Annotated in this window: 16 protein-coding genes; 11 read left to right on the plus strand and 5 right to left on the minus strand. The window is 75.3% G+C overall.

All coding sequences use genetic code 11. The features are described 5' to 3' along the window. Positions 1-335 precede the first annotated feature (335 nt). The gene (locus tag FHR78_RS15205; RefSeq protein ID WP_166760512.1) at positions 336-788 is read right to left on the minus strand and encodes a hypothetical protein; all 453 of its coding nucleotides are present in this window, start codon (positions 786-788) and stop codon (positions 336-338) included. A gap of 33 nt (positions 789-821) precedes the next feature. Between FHR78_RS15205 and FHR78_RS15210 the strand changes: the two genes are divergently transcribed. The 3 genes from FHR78_RS15210 to FHR78_RS11040 all read left to right on the plus strand — a co-directional run bounded on the left by FHR78_RS15210 (position 822) and on the right by FHR78_RS11040 (position 5,252). Next, positions 822-1,265 carry a DUF3817 domain-containing protein gene (locus FHR78_RS15210; protein ID WP_166760513.1) on the plus strand — a complete coding sequence of 148 codons (444 nt, stop codon included), beginning with the start codon at positions 822-824 and terminating at the stop codon, positions 1,263-1,265. Between the two features lie 64 nt (positions 1,266-1,329). Then, a complete protein-coding gene (locus tag FHR78_RS11030; RefSeq protein WP_166760514.1) occupies positions 1,330-3,648 on the plus strand; it encodes a heavy metal translocating P-type ATPase in 2,319 nt (772 codons plus the stop codon). Positions 3,649-4,400: 752 nt separating this feature from the next. Further along, positions 4,401-5,252, plus strand: coding sequence for a tryptophan-rich sensory protein (locus FHR78_RS11040; protein ID WP_166760515.1), 852 nt, complete (start codon positions 4,401-4,403; stop codon positions 5,250-5,252). A gap of 165 nt (positions 5,253-5,417) precedes the next feature. Here the strand turns inward: FHR78_RS11040 and FHR78_RS11045 are convergent, their stop codons facing one another. After that, positions 5,418-6,455, minus strand: a complete 1,038-nt coding sequence (locus FHR78_RS11045) for an aldo/keto reductase (protein WP_166760516.1) — start codon at positions 6,453-6,455, stop codon at positions 5,418-5,420. A 239-nt stretch (positions 6,456-6,694) separates the two neighbouring features. On the opposite strand from FHR78_RS11045, the gene FHR78_RS11050 reads away from it, so the two are divergent. Further along, entirely contained in the window at positions 6,695-7,855 is a 1,161-nt protein-coding gene (locus tag FHR78_RS11050; protein ID WP_166760517.1) for an AraC family transcriptional regulator, read from the plus strand. A 365-nt stretch (positions 7,856-8,220) separates the two neighbouring features. Continuing rightward, positions 8,221-8,856: a gamma subclass chorismate mutase AroQ gene (gene aroQ / locus FHR78_RS11055; protein WP_166760518.1), complete on the plus strand. Its 636-nt coding sequence runs from the start codon at positions 8,221-8,223 to the stop codon at positions 8,854-8,856. A gap of 34 nt (positions 8,857-8,890) precedes the next feature. Here the strand turns inward: aroQ and dcd are convergent, their stop codons facing one another. Beyond that, positions 8,891-9,478, minus strand: a complete 588-nt coding sequence (gene dcd, locus FHR78_RS11060) for a dCTP deaminase (protein WP_166760519.1) — start codon at positions 9,476-9,478, stop codon at positions 8,891-8,893. Positions 9,479-9,695: 217 nt separating this feature from the next. Between dcd and FHR78_RS11065 the strand changes: the two genes are divergently transcribed. Continuing rightward, on the plus strand, positions 9,696-10,676 hold the full coding sequence (locus tag FHR78_RS11065; protein WP_166760520.1) for an NAD(P)H-quinone oxidoreductase: 981 nt from the start codon (positions 9,696-9,698) through the stop codon (positions 10,674-10,676). A 77-nt stretch (positions 10,677-10,753) separates the two neighbouring features. On the opposite strand, the gene FHR78_RS11070 is transcribed toward FHR78_RS11065, so the two are convergent. Continuing rightward, a complete protein-coding gene (locus FHR78_RS11070; RefSeq protein WP_166760521.1) occupies positions 10,754-11,245 on the minus strand; it encodes an Asp23/Gls24 family envelope stress response protein in 492 nt (163 codons plus the stop codon). A gap of 129 nt (positions 11,246-11,374) precedes the next feature. Between FHR78_RS11070 and FHR78_RS11075 the strand changes: the two genes are divergently transcribed. The 5 genes from FHR78_RS11075 to FHR78_RS11095 all read left to right on the plus strand — a co-directional run bounded on the left by FHR78_RS11075 (position 11,375) and on the right by FHR78_RS11095 (position 15,218). Next, a complete protein-coding gene (locus FHR78_RS11075) occupies positions 11,375-11,932 on the plus strand; it encodes an RNA polymerase sigma factor (protein ID WP_208393062.1) in 558 nt (185 codons plus the stop codon). Then, positions 11,929-12,582, plus strand: a complete 654-nt coding sequence (locus FHR78_RS11080) for an Asp23/Gls24 family envelope stress response protein (RefSeq protein WP_166760522.1) — start codon at positions 11,929-11,931, stop codon at positions 12,580-12,582. Before FHR78_RS11075 ends, FHR78_RS11080 begins: the two co-directional genes overlap by 4 nt. Beyond that, a complete protein-coding gene (locus FHR78_RS11085) occupies positions 12,582-13,004 on the plus strand; it encodes a hypothetical protein (protein ID WP_166760523.1) in 423 nt (140 codons plus the stop codon). The genes FHR78_RS11080 and FHR78_RS11085 overlap by 1 nt, the downstream gene beginning before the upstream one ends. Positions 13,005-13,111: 107 nt before the next feature. Further along, the gene (locus FHR78_RS11090) at positions 13,112-14,488 is read left to right on the plus strand and encodes a fibronectin type III domain-containing protein (protein ID WP_166760524.1); all 1,377 of its coding nucleotides are present in this window, start codon (positions 13,112-13,114) and stop codon (positions 14,486-14,488) included. Positions 14,489-14,516: 28 nt separating this feature from the next. Next, entirely contained in the window at positions 14,517-15,218 is a 702-nt protein-coding gene (locus FHR78_RS11095) for a lytic polysaccharide monooxygenase (RefSeq protein ID WP_166760525.1), read from the plus strand. A gap of 77 nt (positions 15,219-15,295) precedes the next feature. Here the strand turns inward: FHR78_RS11095 and FHR78_RS11100 are convergent, their stop codons facing one another. Beyond that, positions 15,296-16,240: an NAD-dependent epimerase/dehydratase family protein gene (locus FHR78_RS11100; RefSeq protein ID WP_166760526.1), complete on the minus strand. Its 945-nt coding sequence runs from the start codon at positions 16,238-16,240 to the stop codon at positions 15,296-15,298. Between the last annotated feature and the right edge of the window lie 806 nt (positions 16,241-17,046).

The following is a 17,046-nucleotide window of genomic DNA, read 5'->3' on the forward strand; positions in this document are numbered from 1 at the left end:
ACCGGTCAGGCCCGGCCCTCGCGAGAGGCCACGAACGGTCCTTCTCGTTCCGGGGAAGAACCCTTTGCGACCACTCGGAATGATCCGTCTCGAGACGGAGCACGAACCCGGGGTGGCAGACCGGGCCTGGCCCTCGCGAGAGGCCACGAACGGTCCTCCCCGTCCCGGCGAAGAACACCTTCCGACCACTCGGCATGATCCGTCTCGAGACGGAGCACGAGCCCCGAGTGGTGGGCCGGGCCTGGCCTTGGCGAGAGGCCCCGAACGGTCCTCCTCGTCCCGACGAAGAACAGTTTCCGGCCTCTCGGCGCGAGCCCGAGGAGGCGGGGGCCGGCTCAGGCGCGCGGGTCGCCCTCGTCGAGCCACGAGGGCGGAGACGGCCGCGGGTGCCGGAACGTCTGCACGATCCCGACCAGGCAGAACACGAACACGAGAGCCACCAGCACGGCGAACACGATGCGGAGCGGCGTCAGCTCCTCGCCGCGGCTCACCGACACGCCGACCGTGACGAGGTCGAGCAGCAGCGGGAACGCGAGCACTCCCCAGAGGAACGGCGCCCCGGTGAAGGTGGGCCACTGCAGGCGCCGACGGCCCCCTCGGCCCGGCTCGGATCGTCGGTCCCGGTCGTCGTGCCCGGTGTCGTGGTCGCTCATGGTGACCCCCTCGTGGTCGTCGTCGACCCGTCCACAGTACGCCGCGCCTCCTTCGTCCACAGGGGGAGGCGGCAGGGCGTCCGTCCGCAGGCCCGGCACCCGAGGAGGCGGCGTCCAGGCCGGGACTGCGAGCATGGAGGCCCCTCGACCCCTCACCAGGAGCCGCCCGTGTCGCCTCGCACCTTCTTCCGTTCGTTCGCCGTCGCCGAGGTCGTGACCTGGGCCCTGCTGATCGGCGGCATGCTGCTCAAGTACGTGGCGAAGGTGGGCGACTGGCCGGTCAGCGTCGCGGGGCCGATCCACGGCTTCGTGTTCCTGGCGTACCTGGTGGCCGGCGTCGTCGTGGCCGTGAACCAGCGCTGGTCGGTCGGCGTCACGGCGCTCGCGCTCGCCAGCGCCGTCGTGCCGTTCGCGTCGCTGCCGGTCGAGCGCTCGATCGATCGTCGCGGCGGCCTCACCGGCGACTGGCGCCGGACGGCGACCGACGACCCGCGCGACCGGCTGCTGCGGTGGGTGCTCGGCCACCTCGCGCTCGCGGTCGTGCTGCTGGTGGCGGCCGTCGTGGTCGTCTTCGTGCTGCTGTTGATCGTCGGGCCGCCGGTCGGCGGCTGATGCCCGAGGAGGCGGCAGCTGCCAGACCTGGACGCCCGCCCCGATACCCCCCTAGGGTATCTCCATGAGCACCTCGCACGACCACCCTGCCCCCGGCGACGACCCGCAGCCCGGGGCCGACCACTCGGGCCTGGCCACGGCCGCCCACGGGCAGGAGGCCGCCGCGGCGGGGGAGGCGCACGCCGCGGGTGCCGAGCACGACGCGCACACCGCGGGTGCCGGGCACGCCGGGCACGCGGGCCAGCACGGCCACGCGGAGCACGACGCCCACGCCGCCCACGCCGCCCACGCCGCCCACGCCGGCCACGACGCGCACGCAGGCCACGCCGGCCACCACGGCCACGGCGACCACGCCGCGCAGTTCCGCGACAAGTTCTGGGTGAGCTTGGTCGTCGCCGTGCCGGTCGTCGTCTTCAGCTCGATGTTCGCGGGCCTGCTCGGCTACGAGGTGCCGTCGTTCCCGGGCGCCGAGTGGATCTCGCCCGTGCTCGGCACGTTCCTCTTCGCCTGGGGAGGCTGGCCTTTCCTCAGCGGAGGCGTCTCCGAGGCACGGTCGCGGCAGCCCGGCATGATGCTGCTCATCGCCCTGGCGATCACGGTCGCGTTCGTCGCGAGCTGGGCGACGACGCTCGGCATCGGCGGCCTCGACCTCGACTTCTGGTGGGAGCTCGCCCTCCTCGTCGTCATCATGCTGCTCGGCCACTGGATCGAGATGCGCGCCCTGGGCGCCGCCTCCGGAGCCCTCGACGCGCTCGCCGCGCTGCTCCCCGACACGGCCGACCGGGTCGACGGCGACACGGCCCGCGACGGCACCGCAGCCGACGCCGCCCGCGACGGCACCGCCGGTGACTCGGCCGCCGACGGCACCACGACCGAGGTCCCCCTCGCCGACCTGGTCTCGGGCGACGTCGTGCTCGTCCGCTCGGGCGCGCGGGTGCCCGCCGACGGGGTGGTCGTGGTCGGCTCCGCCGAGATGGACGAGTCGATGGTCACGGGGGAGTCGCGCACCGTCTCGCGCGGCGAGGGCGACCGCGTGGTCGCCGGCACCGTCGCGACCGACGGCGCGCTGCGCGTCCGGGTCACGGCGGTCGGCGACGACACGGCGCTCGCCGGCATCCGGCGCCTCGTGGCCGAGGCCCAGGCGTCGTCGTCGCGCGCCCAGGCCCTCGCCGACCGGGCGGCCGCGCTGCTCTTCTGGTTCGCCTCGGGTGCCGGGGTGGTCACCTTCGTCGTGTGGCTCCTCCTCGGCGACGTCGACCAGGCGATCACGCGGACGGTGACCGTCCTCGTCATCGCCTGCCCGCACGCCCTCGGCCTGGCGATCCCGCTCGTCATCGCCATCTCGACCGAGCGTGCGGCGCGCGCCGGGGTCCTCGTCAAGGACAGGCTCGCGCTCGAGCGCATGCGCACCGTCGACACCGTGCTCTTCGACAAGACCGGCACCCTCACCCGGGGCGAGCCCGGCCTCACGGACGTGGCCGTCGCCTCCTCGTCCGACGCTCCGACGCGCGACGAGGCGCTGCGCCTGGCCGCGGCGGCCGAGCGCGACAGCGAGCACCCCGTCGCCCGCGCGCTGGTGCGTGCCGCGGCCGAGGGCGGAGCGCAGGAGGCGCGGGTCGAGTCGTTCCGGTCGCTCACCGGCAGCGGCGTCAGAGCCCGGGTCGACGGGGTCGACGTGAGCGTCGGAGGCCCGGGCCTGCTCCGCGACCACGAGCTCGAGGTGCCCGCCGACCTGGCGGCCGCCGCCGAGCCGTGGCGGGCCGACGGCGCCGCCGTGCTCTGGCTCGTCCGGTCGGGAGTCGTCGTCGCCGCCTTCGCGCTGCGCGACGAGGTGCGCCCGGAGTCGGCGGAGGCGGTGCGCCGGCTGCACGACGCGGGGGTGCGGGTCGCCATGGTGACGGGCGACGCACAGCAGGTCGCCGACTCGGTCGCCCGGCAGCTGGGCCTCGACGAGGTGTTCGCCGAGGTGCGCCCCGACGAGAAGGACGCCCGCGTCGCCGAGCTGCAGCAGCGCGGCCAGCGCGTGGCGATGGTGGGCGACGGTGTCAACGACGCCCCGGCCCTGGCCCGGGCCGACGTCGGCATCGCGATCGGCGCCGGCACCGACGTCGCCGTGGAGTCCGCCGGGGTCGTGCTCGCATCGGACGACCCGCGCGCCGTGCTCTCGGTCATCTCGCTGTCGCGGGTCGGCTACCGCAAGATGATCCAGAACCTCGTCTGGGGAGCGGGCTACAACGTGCTCTCGGTGCCGCTCGCCGCCGGGGTCCTCGCCCCCGTCGGCTTCGTGCTCTCGCCCGCCGCCGGGGCGGTGCTCATGAGCCTCTCGACCGTCATCGTCGCGCTCAACGCACAGCTGCTCCGCCGCTGGCGCCCCGCCGCCTGACCCGCGCCTCCGGCTCCGCCGGCTCCGCGCGCCTACGCGCCCGCCCCGACCCGCGCCGCCGGCTCCGCCGGCTCCGCGCGCCTACGCGCCCGCCCCGCCCCGCTCGCCGCCTCGCCGCCGCCCGACCTGTCCCCGCCCGGCGTCGCAAATGCCGACCGCGAGATCTGCAACACCGGGAAATCCGGTTGTTGCATCCCCCGCGCCGCCCGATCGGTCGGCATTTGCGGCCCTGGAACCGTCACCGTAAGGCGGGCGGAAGGCGACATGGAGGCGCCCCTCCCCGAGCCACCCTGCTGATCCGTGCGTCCGTGCGGCCGCCCCGCCCACCGCGTGCGTGCGCCCGCGCCCCGAACACCCCGGAGTGGGGGGGGGGCCCCCCCCCCCCCCGGGGGGGGGCCCCCCGGGGGGGGGGGGGGGGGGGGGGGGGGGGGGGGCGGGGCGGGCGGGGGGGGGGGGGGCGGGCGGGCGGGGGGGGCCCCCCCCCCCCCGGGGGGGGGGCGCCCCCCCCCCCCCCCCCCGGGGGGGCCCCCCCCCCCCCCACCCGCGGGGGTCCCCCCCCCACTTCGGGGTGCGGGGGCGGCGGCAGCGCGGAGACGGCGCGTGCGAGTGCGGAGGCGGCGGCGGCGAGGAGGCGGCGCGTGCGGGGTGCGGGGGCGGCGGCAGCGCGGAGGCGGTGCCTGCGCCGCGGGCACGGCTGACAGTTCGCTGATGATTCAGTTGCTAAGAGATCTCGTGGGGTTAGCGTCGCCCGCATGAGCACAGCAGCGACCCGTCCCGCCACCTCCACCGCACCTCCTGCGTCCGCCGACGTCGTCCGGCAGGTCGTCGTCGTGGTGGGCGCGGTGCTCGCGATCGTCCTCGCCGCGGTCGGCTCCGGGGCGTTCGGGGGCACCTCCGTGTCGGGCGCCTCGGGCGGCGCGCTCAGCGCCGACGCGACCCCGATCGCCCCCGCGACCACCGCCTTCTCGATCTGGTCGGTCATCTACGCGGGACTCGTCGCGTACACCGTCTACCAGGCGCTCCCCGGTCAGCGGGCCGTCGACCGGCACCGCCGCCTCGGGTACTGGGTCGCCGCCTCCATGCTGCTGAACGCCGCGTGGCTCTTCGCGGCCGTCCAGCTCGGACAGGTCTGGCTCAGCGTCGTCGTGATCGTGGCGCTGCTCGCGGTGCTGGTGCGGATCTTCCTGCTCGTCGTCCACACCCCCACCCGCAGCCGGGTCGACGCCGTCGTCACCGACGGCACGATGGGCCTCTACCTCGGCTGGGTCTCGGTCGCGACCGCGGCGAACATCGCGGCAGCCCTGGTCGAGTCGGGCTTCGACGGCCTCGGCCTGCCGAGCAGCGCGTGGTCGAGCGTCGTGCTCACCGTCGCCGGGCTCTCGGGCGTCGCGGTCGCCGTCGCGGGCCGTGGACGCGTGGCCCCGATGCTCTCGCTGGTCTGGGGCCTCGCCTGGGTCGCCGTCGGCCGGTTCGCGGGCCAGCCGCTCGACGTGGCCGCGGGGATCACCGCGCTCGTCGCGGCGGCCGTGGTGCTCGTCGCTGTGGTGGTGCTGCGGCTGCGTGCCGAGCGCGACCGGGGCGCCTCGCGACTCCGCGCCTCCTGAGCCGCGGGCTGGCCTGGCCGAGCGCCGCGCACGCCCGAGCAAGCTCGAGGGCGGGTCTTCCGGGCCGAGGGCGGGTCGCGACGGACCCGCCCTCGAGCCGGAAGACCCGCCCTCGACGTCAGGGGCGGCAGCCCGCACGAGCAACTCGCACGGGCAGGGGCAGCCCTACCGCCCGCCGACGAGCTTCCGCCCGCGCTGCGCCACGCCGGCCACCCCGTACGGGTAGTCGTCGACGCGGGGCGTGCTGGCCGTGTCCAGGCGGGCGAGCTCGTCGTCGGTGAGCTCCCGCGCGAGGTCGGAGGCGCCGAGGTTGTCGTCGAGCTGAGCGACCGTCCGCGCCCCGAGGATCACCGACGTCACGGCCGGCTGCCGCAGCAGCCACGCGAGCGAGACCTGCGACGAGGAGGCGCCGTGCGCGTCCGCGACGGAGGCGACCGCCTCGACGGCGGCCCAGGTCCTCGGGTCCGCGTTGCGCGCCTCCCAGGCCTCCATGCCGCGTGTCGGGTCCTCGCCCAGGCGGGTCGCGCCGGTGGGGGCCTCGTCGCGGCGGTACTTACCGCTCAGCCAGCCGCCGGCCAGCGGCGACCAGGGCAGCAGGCCGATTCCGGCGTCGAGCGAGGCCGGCACGATCTCGTGCTCGATGTCGCGCACGAGCAGGTTGTACTGCGGCTGCAGGGTGACGGGCGGGGCGAAGCCGAGCGCCTGGGCGCGGGCGACGGCCTTGGTGAGCTGCCAGCCGAGGTAGTTCGAGAAGCCGTAGTAGCCGATCTTGCCGGCGCTGATCGCGTCGTCGAGGAACCGCAGGGTCTCGTCGATCGGCGTGAAGGAGTCCCAGGCGTGCATCTGGTACAGGTCGACGTGCTCGACGCCGAGCCTCGTCAGCGACGCGTCGAGCGCCGTGGCGAGGTGGCGGCGCGAGAGGCCGACGTCGTTGGGGCCGTCGCCCATCGGGAACCGGCCCTTCGTCGCGAGGACGACCTGGGCGGCCTCCGTGGGGTGCGACGCGAGCCAGCGCCCGATGATCTGCTCGGAGGTGCCCGCCGAGTACACGTCGGCGGTGTCGACGAGCGTGCCGCCGGCCGCGACGAAGGCGCCGAGCATCTGGTGGGAGGTGGTCTCGTCGGCTTCGGCGCCGAACGTCATGGTGCCCAGTGTCAGCTCCGACACGGAGGCACCGCTGTTCCCGAGGGTCCTGTAGTCCATGGCCCGACGCTACGCCGTGCGCCCGACCGGGGCCGAGTGCGGGCCGACCCGAGGAGGCGCGGGTCGACTCCCCGGGACCCGCTTCGATACCAGGCGGTCGGGGGAGAGTCGCCCGCCGCGCCGCCTCGGGCTACCATCACGCCATCGGCGGATCAGGCCGATGCGACCCGAGGTCCTCACCGTCACCGCCGCGGTCGCCCACGGGGCCCCCTGCCTCGCCGGACGGACGGGAGGGACGCATGGGCACGCCGGGCTGGTCCTCCTCGCCGGGCGCAGCCGACCCGCACCGCGCAGCCGACCCGCACCGCGCGGCCGACCCGCACCGCGCGGCCGACCCGCACCGCGCGTCCGACCCGCACCGCGCAGCTCCCTCGCGTCCCGCCTCCGGCAGCTCGATCGCCCCCTCGTGGCTCGTCGCCGACGGCCGCCGCCCCGACCTCGACGACCCGCGGGTGCGCGGCATCGAGACGCACGACCCCGCGGTCGCGCACGCGGCCATCGGGCGTCTCTACCGGATCCGCGACCTCGCGCCGGCGACGGGGCCCGACTTCCGCTTCGGCCGGGCCGTGTCGGGCGACGAGCGGTTCGCCATGGGCGACATCCACTACCGGGGCCGGCTGCACGCGGTGAGCGAGCCGCAGCCCGAGTCCTTCTGCGTCAGCCGGGTGCTCGCGGGCCGCTACGGGCTGTCGGACGGGCGCGACGAGATCCGGGCGGCGCCCGGCGACCGCTTCGTGTTCCCCAGCGACCGCGTCAAGGAGCACCACTGGGACGACATGCACCTCGGCCAGGTGATGCTCGACCGCGCCGCCGTCGAGCGCGAGCTCGCGGGGCTGTCGCTGACGACGCCGCCCGAGGGGCTGCAGACGCTCTCGATGGAGCCCGTCTCGGACGCGCTCGGCGAGCACTGGGCCAGCACGACCCGGCACCTGCTCGACGGGGTGCTCTCGAACGACGCGGCGATGGCCAGCCCGCTGGTGCGGTCGGCGGCGTTCCGCTCGCTCGTGACGGCCTTCGTCGAGGCCTTCGAGACGACCGCCGTGGGCACGGCCAGGCCCGCCGACGCCGGGGCGCTGCCCTCGACGGTGCGGCGTGCGCTCGCCTTCGTCGAGGAGCACGCCCACGACGACATCGGCGTCGTCGAGATCGCGGAGGCGGCCCGCCTGACCCCGAGGGGGCTCCAGCTGGCCTTCCGTCGCCACCTCGACACCACCCCGACCGCCGCCCTGCGCGCGGCCCGACTACGCGGCGCCCACGCCGACCTCGAGGTCGGCGACCCCACCCGCGGGCACACGGTCGCGGGCATCGCCCTCAGCTGGGGCTTCGCGAACCCCGGGCGCTTCGCGGCGATGTACGCGGCGCAGTTCGGCCGCACCCCGCGGGAGACGCTCGAGGCCTGACCGGCCGGGCGCGCCGGGCCGGCCTGACCGGCCGAGCGGGCCGGGCGCGGGCGCGCGCGCAGGAGGCGGTGCGCACCTGTCGCAGGAGGGTCCCGGATCCGATCCCGCGCCTCCTTCGCTCGGTGTCCTGTCGCTTCGTTCCGTGACCACCTGGTGGTCACGCTCGCGATCGAGGTCGCAGAATGAGTGTGCCTCGCGATTTGGGTTCAGGATCGCGAGTCGCAGCGGAACGCGCGGGGGCGTCGGGTCCCCGGCCGGACCGCTGGGGTGCGGGTGAGGGCGTCGGGTCCCCGCCCGCACCCCCTTCTCTTCCCCCTGCGGCAGAGCATGTGAATGTCACCCGCCGGTCCGCATATCGTGTCGGCATGGAGCTCCTTCGTCGAACGTCGTCCCTCGTCATCGCTGCCTGCGTCGTGTCGTCGCTGGCGTCGTGCGCCGGCAGCCAGGACGCGTCGTCCTCCCTCGGCACCGCCCCGAGCGCGACCCCGGGCGCCGTCTCCAGCTCGGACCCGTCGCTGGTCGCGGCCGTGGACGCCGTGGTCGGGCTCGTGGTCGACCGGCTCGAGACGGCGCCCGACGTGGCGGCGGCGAAGTACCTCTCCGGCCAGCCGATCGGGGATCCGGTCCGCGAGGGCGTCGTCCTCGACGCGGTGACGGCAGAGGCCGAGGAGGCGGGGGCCGACTCGAGCTGGGTCCGTTCCGTCTTCGAGGACCAGGTCGAGGCGAACAAGCAGGTGCAGCAGGCGCTGCACGCCGGGTGGGGAGCAGGCGCGGCTCAGGCGCCCGCCAGCGCCCCCGACCTCGCGACCGGCGTCCGGCCGACGCTCGACGCGATCACGCCCGAGCTCGTCGAGGCGCTCGCGGAGCTGGGGCGGCACCGGTCGGCGCCGGCGTCGGCGTCGGCGTGCCGCTCCGTGCTCGCCGAGCGGACGGCGGCCGTCGTGTCGACCCCGGAGGTCGTTGCGGCACTGCCCACGGCGTCGGCCGACCTCTGCCGCTGACGGCGGCGCCCACCGCTCGGGCAGCCGGTGCGGCCTAGTCGCGCGCCGAGACGTCGGTGTGCACGAAGTTCGTCGCCGAGCGGCTCGCGGTCGGCCCCCGCTGGCCCTGGTAGCGCGAGCCGTACTCGCCCGAGCCGTAGGGGTGGTCGGCCGGCGAGCTGAGCCGGAAGAAGCAGAGCTGCCCGATCTTCATGCCCGGCCACAGCTTGATCGGCAGCGTCGCGACGTTCGACAGCTCGAGGGTGACGTGGCCGGTGAAGCCGGGGTCGATGAACCCGGCCGTCGAGTGGGTGAGCAGGCCGAGGCGGCCGAGCGAGCTCTTGCCCTCGAGGCGGGCGGCGACGTCGTCGGGCAGCGTGACGCGCTCGTAGGTGCTGCCGAGCACGAACTCGCCGGGGTGCAGGATGAACGGCTCGTCGGCGGGCGTCTCGACCAGGCGCGTCAGCTCGGGCTGCTCGGCGGCCGGGTCGATGAACGGGTACTTGTGGTTGTCGAACAGCCGGAACAGGCGGTCGAGCCGCACGTCGATGCTCGACGGCTGGATCAGCGAGGGGTCGTAGGGGTCGAGGCCGATGCGTCCGGCGTCGAGCTCGAGCTTGATGTCGTGGTCGGAGAGCAGCACGCGGTCAGCCTAGGGGGTCGCCGAACTCAGGATCGCGGGCCGGCCGGGTCCTGAGACGTGCACGGGGAAGGACGCACGATCCTGAGTCGTGCGAAGTCAGGAGGCGCGTTCCTGAACGAGGGAGAGGCGAGCGAGGAGTCAGGAGGCGCGGTCCTGAACGAGGGAGGGGCAGCCCGGGGTTCAGGAGGCGCGCTCCTGGACGGAGGAGGATGGAGCCATGCGTGCCGTCACCGTCCCCGTGCCCGGAGGGCCCTCCGCCCTCGTCGTCAGCGAAGTCCCCGAGCCCGTCGCGGGCCCCCACGAGGTCGTCGTCGACGTCGCGGCCGCCGGCGTCAACCGCGCCGACGTCTCGCAGCGCGAGGGCCACTACCCGTCGCCCGCGGGCGCGCCCGCCTGGCCGGGGCTCGAGGTGAGCGGCACGGTCGTGAGCGTGGGCAGCGAGGTGACGGGCACCTCCCTGGGCGACTACGTCCTCGCGCTGCTGCCCGGCGGCGGCTACGCCGACCGCGTCGCCGTCGACGAGGGGCTGCTGCTGCCCTACGTGAAGGGGCTCGACCTGGTCGAGGCGGCCGGGCTGCCCGAGGCCGTGGCGACCGTGTGGTCGAACGTGTTCATGTCGGCGCGGCTGCAGCCCGGCGAGACGCTGCTGGTGCACGGCGGGTCGAGCGGGGTGGGGTCGATCGCGATCCAGCTCGCCACCGCCCTGGGCGCGACCGTCTACGCCACGGCCGGCTCGCCCGAGAAGACGGCGTTCTGCGAGCAGCTCGGCGCCGCCCGCGGCATCGACTACAAGCAGGAGGACTTCGTCGAGGTCGTCCGCGAGCTGACCGACGGACGCGGTGTCGACGTCGTGCTCGACCTCGTCGGCGGCGACTACCTCGCCCGCGACGTCGAGGCGGTGGCCCCCGGCGGCCGCGTCATGGTGATCGCGACGCAGGGCGGCACGTCCGCCACGATCGACGTGGGGCGCCTGATGGCCAAGCGTGCGCGCATCTGGGGCACGACGCTGCGCGCCCGTCCCCTCGAGGAGCGCCGCGCGATCATGGCCGAGGTGCGCGAGCACGTCTGGCCGCTCGTCGCGGCCGGCACGGTCCGCCCCGTGCTCGACAGCGTCTACCCGCTCGAGTTCGCGGCCACCGCGCACGCCCGCATGGAGTCGGGGCAGCACCTCGGCAAGATCGTGCTCGCGGTGCGCTGAGCCGCGGCGGCCGACGCACGGCCCGCAGGAGGTGCGGTGCAGGAGGTCCCGCACCGCGCCTCCTGCAGGCGGCCCGGTCAGAGGCCGGCGTCGTCCTCGTCGTCGTCGCCGGGCACGTGCACGTCGGCGACGGCCACGTTCACCTCGGCCACGTCCATGCCGACGAGCTGCTCGATCGCCGTCGCCACGGCCTCGCGCACCGCGTCGGCCACCTGGGTCACGGCGACCGGGTACTCGACGACGATCGTGACGTCGGCGGCGACCTGGGTCTCGCCGACCTCGACGCGCACGCCCTGGCCGAGGTCGGTGCTGCCGACGACGTCGCGGAGCGCGCCGAAGGCACGGGCCGCGCCGCCGCCGAGGGCGTGGACGCCGGCGACCTCGCGGGCCGCGATGCCCGCGACCTTCGCGACGACGGCGTCCGCGACGACCGTGCGGCCGGGCGTGAGGTCGTCGTCGAGCAGCCCCGACGGGGTGCCCGTGACGCCGGCGTCGACCGACCCGGCCGAGACGGGGACGGGGCTGGCCGTCGCGACGTCGGCGGGGGTGGGCTGTGCGTTCGCGGTCATGGTCGATCCGTTCTCTCGTCGTCTGGTGTAGTCATGATGGGACGCGTCCCGAGACCAGATCGTCACGGATCGCGTCCCGTCCACACCGAGTCAACAGCCCTCACGGGCCCGCCGCACAGAGGAGGCGCCATGCCGGCCGACCTGTCGGACGCCTCCGACGGCACCCTCGCCTCGCGGGCCGCCGAGGGCGACGAGCGCGCGTTCGAGGTGCTGCTGCGACGCCACCTCGGGTTGATGACCGCCTACGCGACGCGGCTGACGGGATCCCGTGCCGACGCCTCCGATGCCGTGCAGGAGGCGTCGATCACCGTCTGGCGGGAGCTCCCGACCCTGCAGGCCCCCGACGCCGTGCGCGGCTGGATGATGACGATCGTCTCGCGCAAGTCGTTCGACCTGATCCGCCGTCGCCGCCCTGCCTCGGACGTCGACGAGCTCGAGGTGCCCTCGACCGACGGCGCCCACGACGACCCCGAGCGCCGGGCGCAGTCCTCCGACGCGATGACCGCGCTGCGCGTCGCCCTGAGCCGGCTGCCCGCCGCCCAGCGGCGCGTCTGGACCATGCGCGAGGTCGGCGGCGAGTCGTACGCTGACATCGCCGAGAAGACCGGCTCGACCGCGACCGCGGTGAGGGGCCAGCTCGCCCGTGCCCGAGAGTCCCTGACCCGAGAGATGGAGGCCTGGCGATGAGCGACCCGACGCACTTCTCGCCTGCCGCGCGCGCGACCGGCCCCGAGTCGACGGCCCCTGCCGTGCCGCCGGTCGACGTCGAGCCCGACGACTCCGGGGTCTCGACCGAACGGCTGTCGGACTACCTCGACTCGGGACGCGAGCCCTACGACCCCCTCATCGAGGACGACCCGGCCTGCCTCGCGCAGCTGCTCGCCCTGCAGCGGCTGCGCTCGCTGTCGGTCGGGCTGGTCGAGAGCGACGTCGCCGCCTCGCCCGCGCCCGACCCGTCGTGGATCGCCGGCGTGATGGACCGCGTGCGTCGCGAGTCCCGCACCGGCCGCGACATCCCGCTCGCGTCGCCCGACGCCCGCAGCACCCTGCACATCACCGAGGGCGCCGTCCGCTCGCTCGTCCGCGAGGCCGGCGACGCCGTGCCGGGCGCCGTCGTGGTCTCGTGCGGCCTGGCCGGCGACGTGGGCGTGGCCGACGCGCCCGTGCGCGTCGACGTCGCCGTGAGCGTGGTCTACGGCGCCGACGTCAGGCAGGTCGCCGACCGCGTGCGCGCCGCCGTGGCCGCGGCCCTGACCCGGCAGACCGAGCTCGTCGTCGAGGCGCTCGACGTGACCGTGCGCGACGTCCACCTCGGCGCCCGAGACGGAGGACGCTGATGGACCCCTCGACCACCGACGGGCTGCCCGGCGACGCCGCGCCCGGGACCGACGTCCTCGCGCACGAGCTCGGGGCGCTCGCCGCGGGCACGGACGGCGTGACCCGCGTGCAGGCCCGGCCCGGCGCGGTCGAGATCGCCCGCCAGGCGATCGACGGCATCGCGTCGGCCGTCGCGACGGTGACCGGGCGCGGGGAGGCGGCCGTCGCCGTGCCCGCCGGTCCGGACGGGCGTCCGCAGCCCCTCGTCACCCTCGTCGTCACCGACGACGAGACCCGTGTCGTGCTCGACCTGGCCGTGGACGAGACCGCCTCGGCGCCGGCGGTGGCCCGTGCGGTCTCGGCGCGCCTCCTCGATCACCTCGCCGCCCGGGGGCTGCCCGAGCCGACGATCGACGTGCGCGTGGTCGGCGTCTCGTCCTAGGGCCGCCCGCCTGACGGACGGCGCCCCGGGCGTCGTCGGGCGCTGTCGTGCGCCCGGAAACAGACAGAACGTTGCGTACCGAGTTCTTCGTGTGACATATTGCCGTCATGCCACGTTCACTGCTCTCCTCAGACCCCCGCCGCGTCGCGGTCGTCGCCGTCGGCGCGCTGTGCGCCGCGGTCGCGCTGCCGACGGCGGCCCTCGCCCTCACGGCGCCCGCCTCCGGCTCCCTCTCGGCCGAGCTCGAGCTCTCGACCTCGAGCACCTGGTACGGCGGCGGCCAGTTCGTCGTCCGCAACGGCACGGACGCTCCCCGCGACTGGACGCTCTCGTTCACCGTCCCGCACGGCACGTTCACGAACGACGCCTCGTGGGCCACCGACGCCGAGGTGCACGGCGACCACGTCGTCGTGACGCCGAAGTCGCCTCTCGCCCCCGGGGCGACCGCGCACGTCGCGTTCGGCATCCAGGGCGACGGCACGGCGGGCCTCGCGCCCGAGGCGTGCGACGTCGACGGCGCCGCGGTCACGGGCTGTGCCCCCGGCGCCGGTGACGGCGGCGGTGCCCCTGCCCCGGGCGAGGACGTCGAGAAGCCGTCGACGGTCACCGACCTCACCACGGACTTCTCGCACGACGACCGGGTCCACGTCATGTGGGCGCACGCCGTCGACGACGTCGGCGTCGACCGCTACGAGCTCGAACGCGACGGCGAGCACCTGATGTACGTCGAGGGCTCCCGGCGCATGCTCGACGTCCCCGGCCACGAGCCCGGGGCCACCTACGAGTACCGGGTGCGCGCCCTGGACGCCGCCGGCAACGAGGGCGACTGGTCGGCCGCCAGCTCCGTCACCCTGCCGGGTGCGCCGGTCGACGACACCTCGGCGCCGACGGTGCCGGGCGGGCTGCGCGTCGCCGACGTCACCGCCTCCACGGCGAGCGTCTCGTGGGACGCGTCCCGCGACGACGTCGGGGTCGCCGGCTACACGGCCGTCCTCGAGGGCGACGGCACGCGGGTCGAGCGCCGGACGGACGGCACGTCGACCACCTTCACGGGCCTGCGACCGGGCCGCGGGTACACGGTCGGCGTCGTGGCCCGGGACGCCGCGGGCAACGAGTCCGACGCCGCCGTCGTCGACGTGACGACCGCCGACGAGGCGCCCGCCCTGCCCGGCGCGGGCACGCCTGCCGACGTCGCCGCCGTGGCCGGCTCCTACCAGGACGGCACGCTCACGATGCACCGCGTCGCGCTGAGCTGGACGCCCCGCGACGGCGCGTTCCGGCGCTACGAGATCCTGCTCGACGGCGAGGGCGTCCAGACCCTGCTCGTCGGCGACCAGGAGTCGGCCGCCGTGCAGCAGGGCCGCCAGACCCGGCACCTCGCGCTCGGCCCGGGCACTCCGGCCGCGGGCCACACCGTCCAGGTGCGCGCGCAGCTGCCCGACGGCAGCTGGTCGGAGCCCACCGCACCCGTCACCGTCCGCTGACCCGCACGACCCCCGAGAGAGACCACCCATGAAGACCACGAAACGCACGCAGCTCGCCGCCGCGGCCGGTGTCGCCGCCCTCGTCGTCGTCGGCCTCGCGACCCCCGCGTCGGCCCACGGCACCTCCGACTTCCCGAAGAGCCGGGCGCTCGCCTGCAAGGAGCTCGGGGTCGCCGACTGGCCCACCGGGCAGACCGGCTACGAGGGCTGCGACACCGCGTTCGCCGTCAGCGGCGAGCACCCGTTCAGCAACTGGAACCAGATCGTCGTCGGCGACACCCGCCAGGGCGCCGCCGAGCCGCAGTACCGCTCGCTCATCGACGACGGCGCCCTCTGCGCCGCGGGCAACCCCGCCGACGCCGGCCTCGACGCCGTGGGCGCGTTCCCGACGACCGCGCTCCGTGCCGGCTCCGAGACCACCCTGCGGTTCCGCGCGACGGCCGTGCACAACCCCTACACGTTCACGCACTGGGTCACGAAGGACGGCTGGGACGACTCGCAGCCCCTGACCTGGGACGCCCTCGAGCCGACGCCGTTCCTCGTCGCCGACTCGGTCGAGCCGGCGACGACCAGCGGCCGAGGCGGCGAGTTCGAGCTGCCGGTCGCCCTGCCCGAGGGCAAGACCGGCCACCACGTCGTCTACACGGTCTGGCAAGGCAACATCAAGGCCGACGGATCCGTGCAGTCGAACGAGGCGTTCTTCTCCTGCTCGGACGTCGACTTCTCGTAGGGGCGGCAGGGCTCGGGCTCGGGCCGGTCCCGGGCCGGCTCGGCGTCGTTCGGGCCGGCCCGGCCCGGCTCGGCCTGTCAGCGCGTCATGCGGTCGAGCGACCACTCCGGCGAGGCGTAGGGGCCGCCCTGCGGGCCGGCCGGGCCGGCCGGGCCGGCCGGGCCGGAGGGGGCGGCCGGGGCCGTGCCGTCCGGCTCGGGCAGCGACGCGGCCCCGGCGACGGCGGAGGCGTCGTCCTGCGGCGAGAACCCGAGCGCCTCGCCCGCGGCGAGGTCCCACCAGCCGTCGCGGTTCGCCGAGACGGCGTAGAACACGGCGACGTGGACGTCGGTGGTCATCGCGGCGACGAACGCCCGGACGGCGTCCGCGCGGCTGAGCCAGGTGTGCAGCTGCCGGGTGTCCTCCGGGGCGTCGCCGTAGCTGCCGATGCGGATCGCGATCGTGCTGAGGCCGAACTTGTCGGAGTAGAGGCGGCAGAGCGCCTCGCCCGCGACCTTCGAGACCCCGTAGAAGCCGTCGGGCCGCGGCGGCATGTCGACGTCGACGGTCGTCTCGGTGTCGTACGAGCCGGTGAGGCGGTTGCTGCTCGCGAAGACGACGCGTCCGACGCCCGCCCGCCGGGCTGCCTCGAGCACGTGGTACGTGCCCACGACGTTCACGGTCGCCAGGTCGTGGAAGTCGGCCTCGTCGCTGATGCCGCCGAGGTGCAGGACCCCGTCGCAGCCGGCGAAGAGCGCCGTGAGGGCCTCGAGGTCGGCCACGTCGACGACCTCGCGCTGCTCGGCGGCCGCGGCGGCGTCTGCGGTCGCGTCTGCGTCTGCGGTCGCATCGGCGTCTGCCCCGGCGCCTGACCCGACCGGCGGGACCTCGACGACGTCGGTCGACACGAGCACGACGCCGAGGTCGTGCAGCGCCGCCCGGAGGTGCACGCCGATCTGCCCCGCGGCCCCGGTGACGACCCACCGCGCTCCTCTGAGCCGATCGGAGGCGGACACGGCTGCGGACTCGGCGACGTCGCTCATCCCCCCACCGTAGAGCCCGCCCCGGGCCCCGACGGCCCCTGACCCCGAGTGAGCCCTGGCGCCCAAGCGCCCCCGCACCTCCGGCGCTCGCCCTGCTCGCCCGCGCCGCGCCTCCTGCGGTCTTCCTGCTCGCTCGCGCCGCGCCTCCTGCGGTCTTCCTGCTCGCTCGCGCCGCGCCTCCGGCGGTCTGCCCGTTCGCAGTCGCCGGCCTCCCGTCGCAAATGCCGACAATTCGGCGACTTCGGGCCCTGCAACCACCGGAAATCCGGGTATTGCGGGACGACTGGTCGGCATTTGCGGCCGCAGGTCCGCGGCGACCGGTACCGCGATCGTGCCCCTGCTGCGCGAACCGCAAATGCCGACAACGGGGCGGTCTTGGGCCCTGCAACCACCGGGAATCCCGGTATTGCGGGACGACTGGTCGGCATTTGCGGCCGCAGGTCCGCGGCGACCGGTACCGCGATCGTGCCCCTGCTGCGCGAACCGCAAATGCCGACAACGGGGCGGTCTTGGGCCCTGCAACCACCAGAAATCCGGGTATCGCGGGATGACTGTTCGGCATTTGCGGCCGCAGGTCCGCGGCGACCGGTTCCGCGATCGTGCCCCTGCCGCACATGCCGACAACGGGGCGACCTCGGGCCCTGCAACCACCGGGAATCCCCGAATTGCGGGTCCCCTGGTCGGCATCTGCAGAGCGTCACGAGCACTCCGTGTGCACGGGCCCGCACCGCACACACCCCGGGCAGCAGTCGAGCCCGGCACCCCTGGGGGGAGCCGGGCTCGGACTGGGCGGGCACACGGACTGC

The organism is Frigoribacterium faeni (genome assembly GCF_011761235.1).
GTDB classification, from domain to species: domain Bacteria; phylum Actinomycetota; class Actinomycetes; order Actinomycetales; family Microbacteriaceae; genus Frigoribacterium; species Frigoribacterium faeni_A.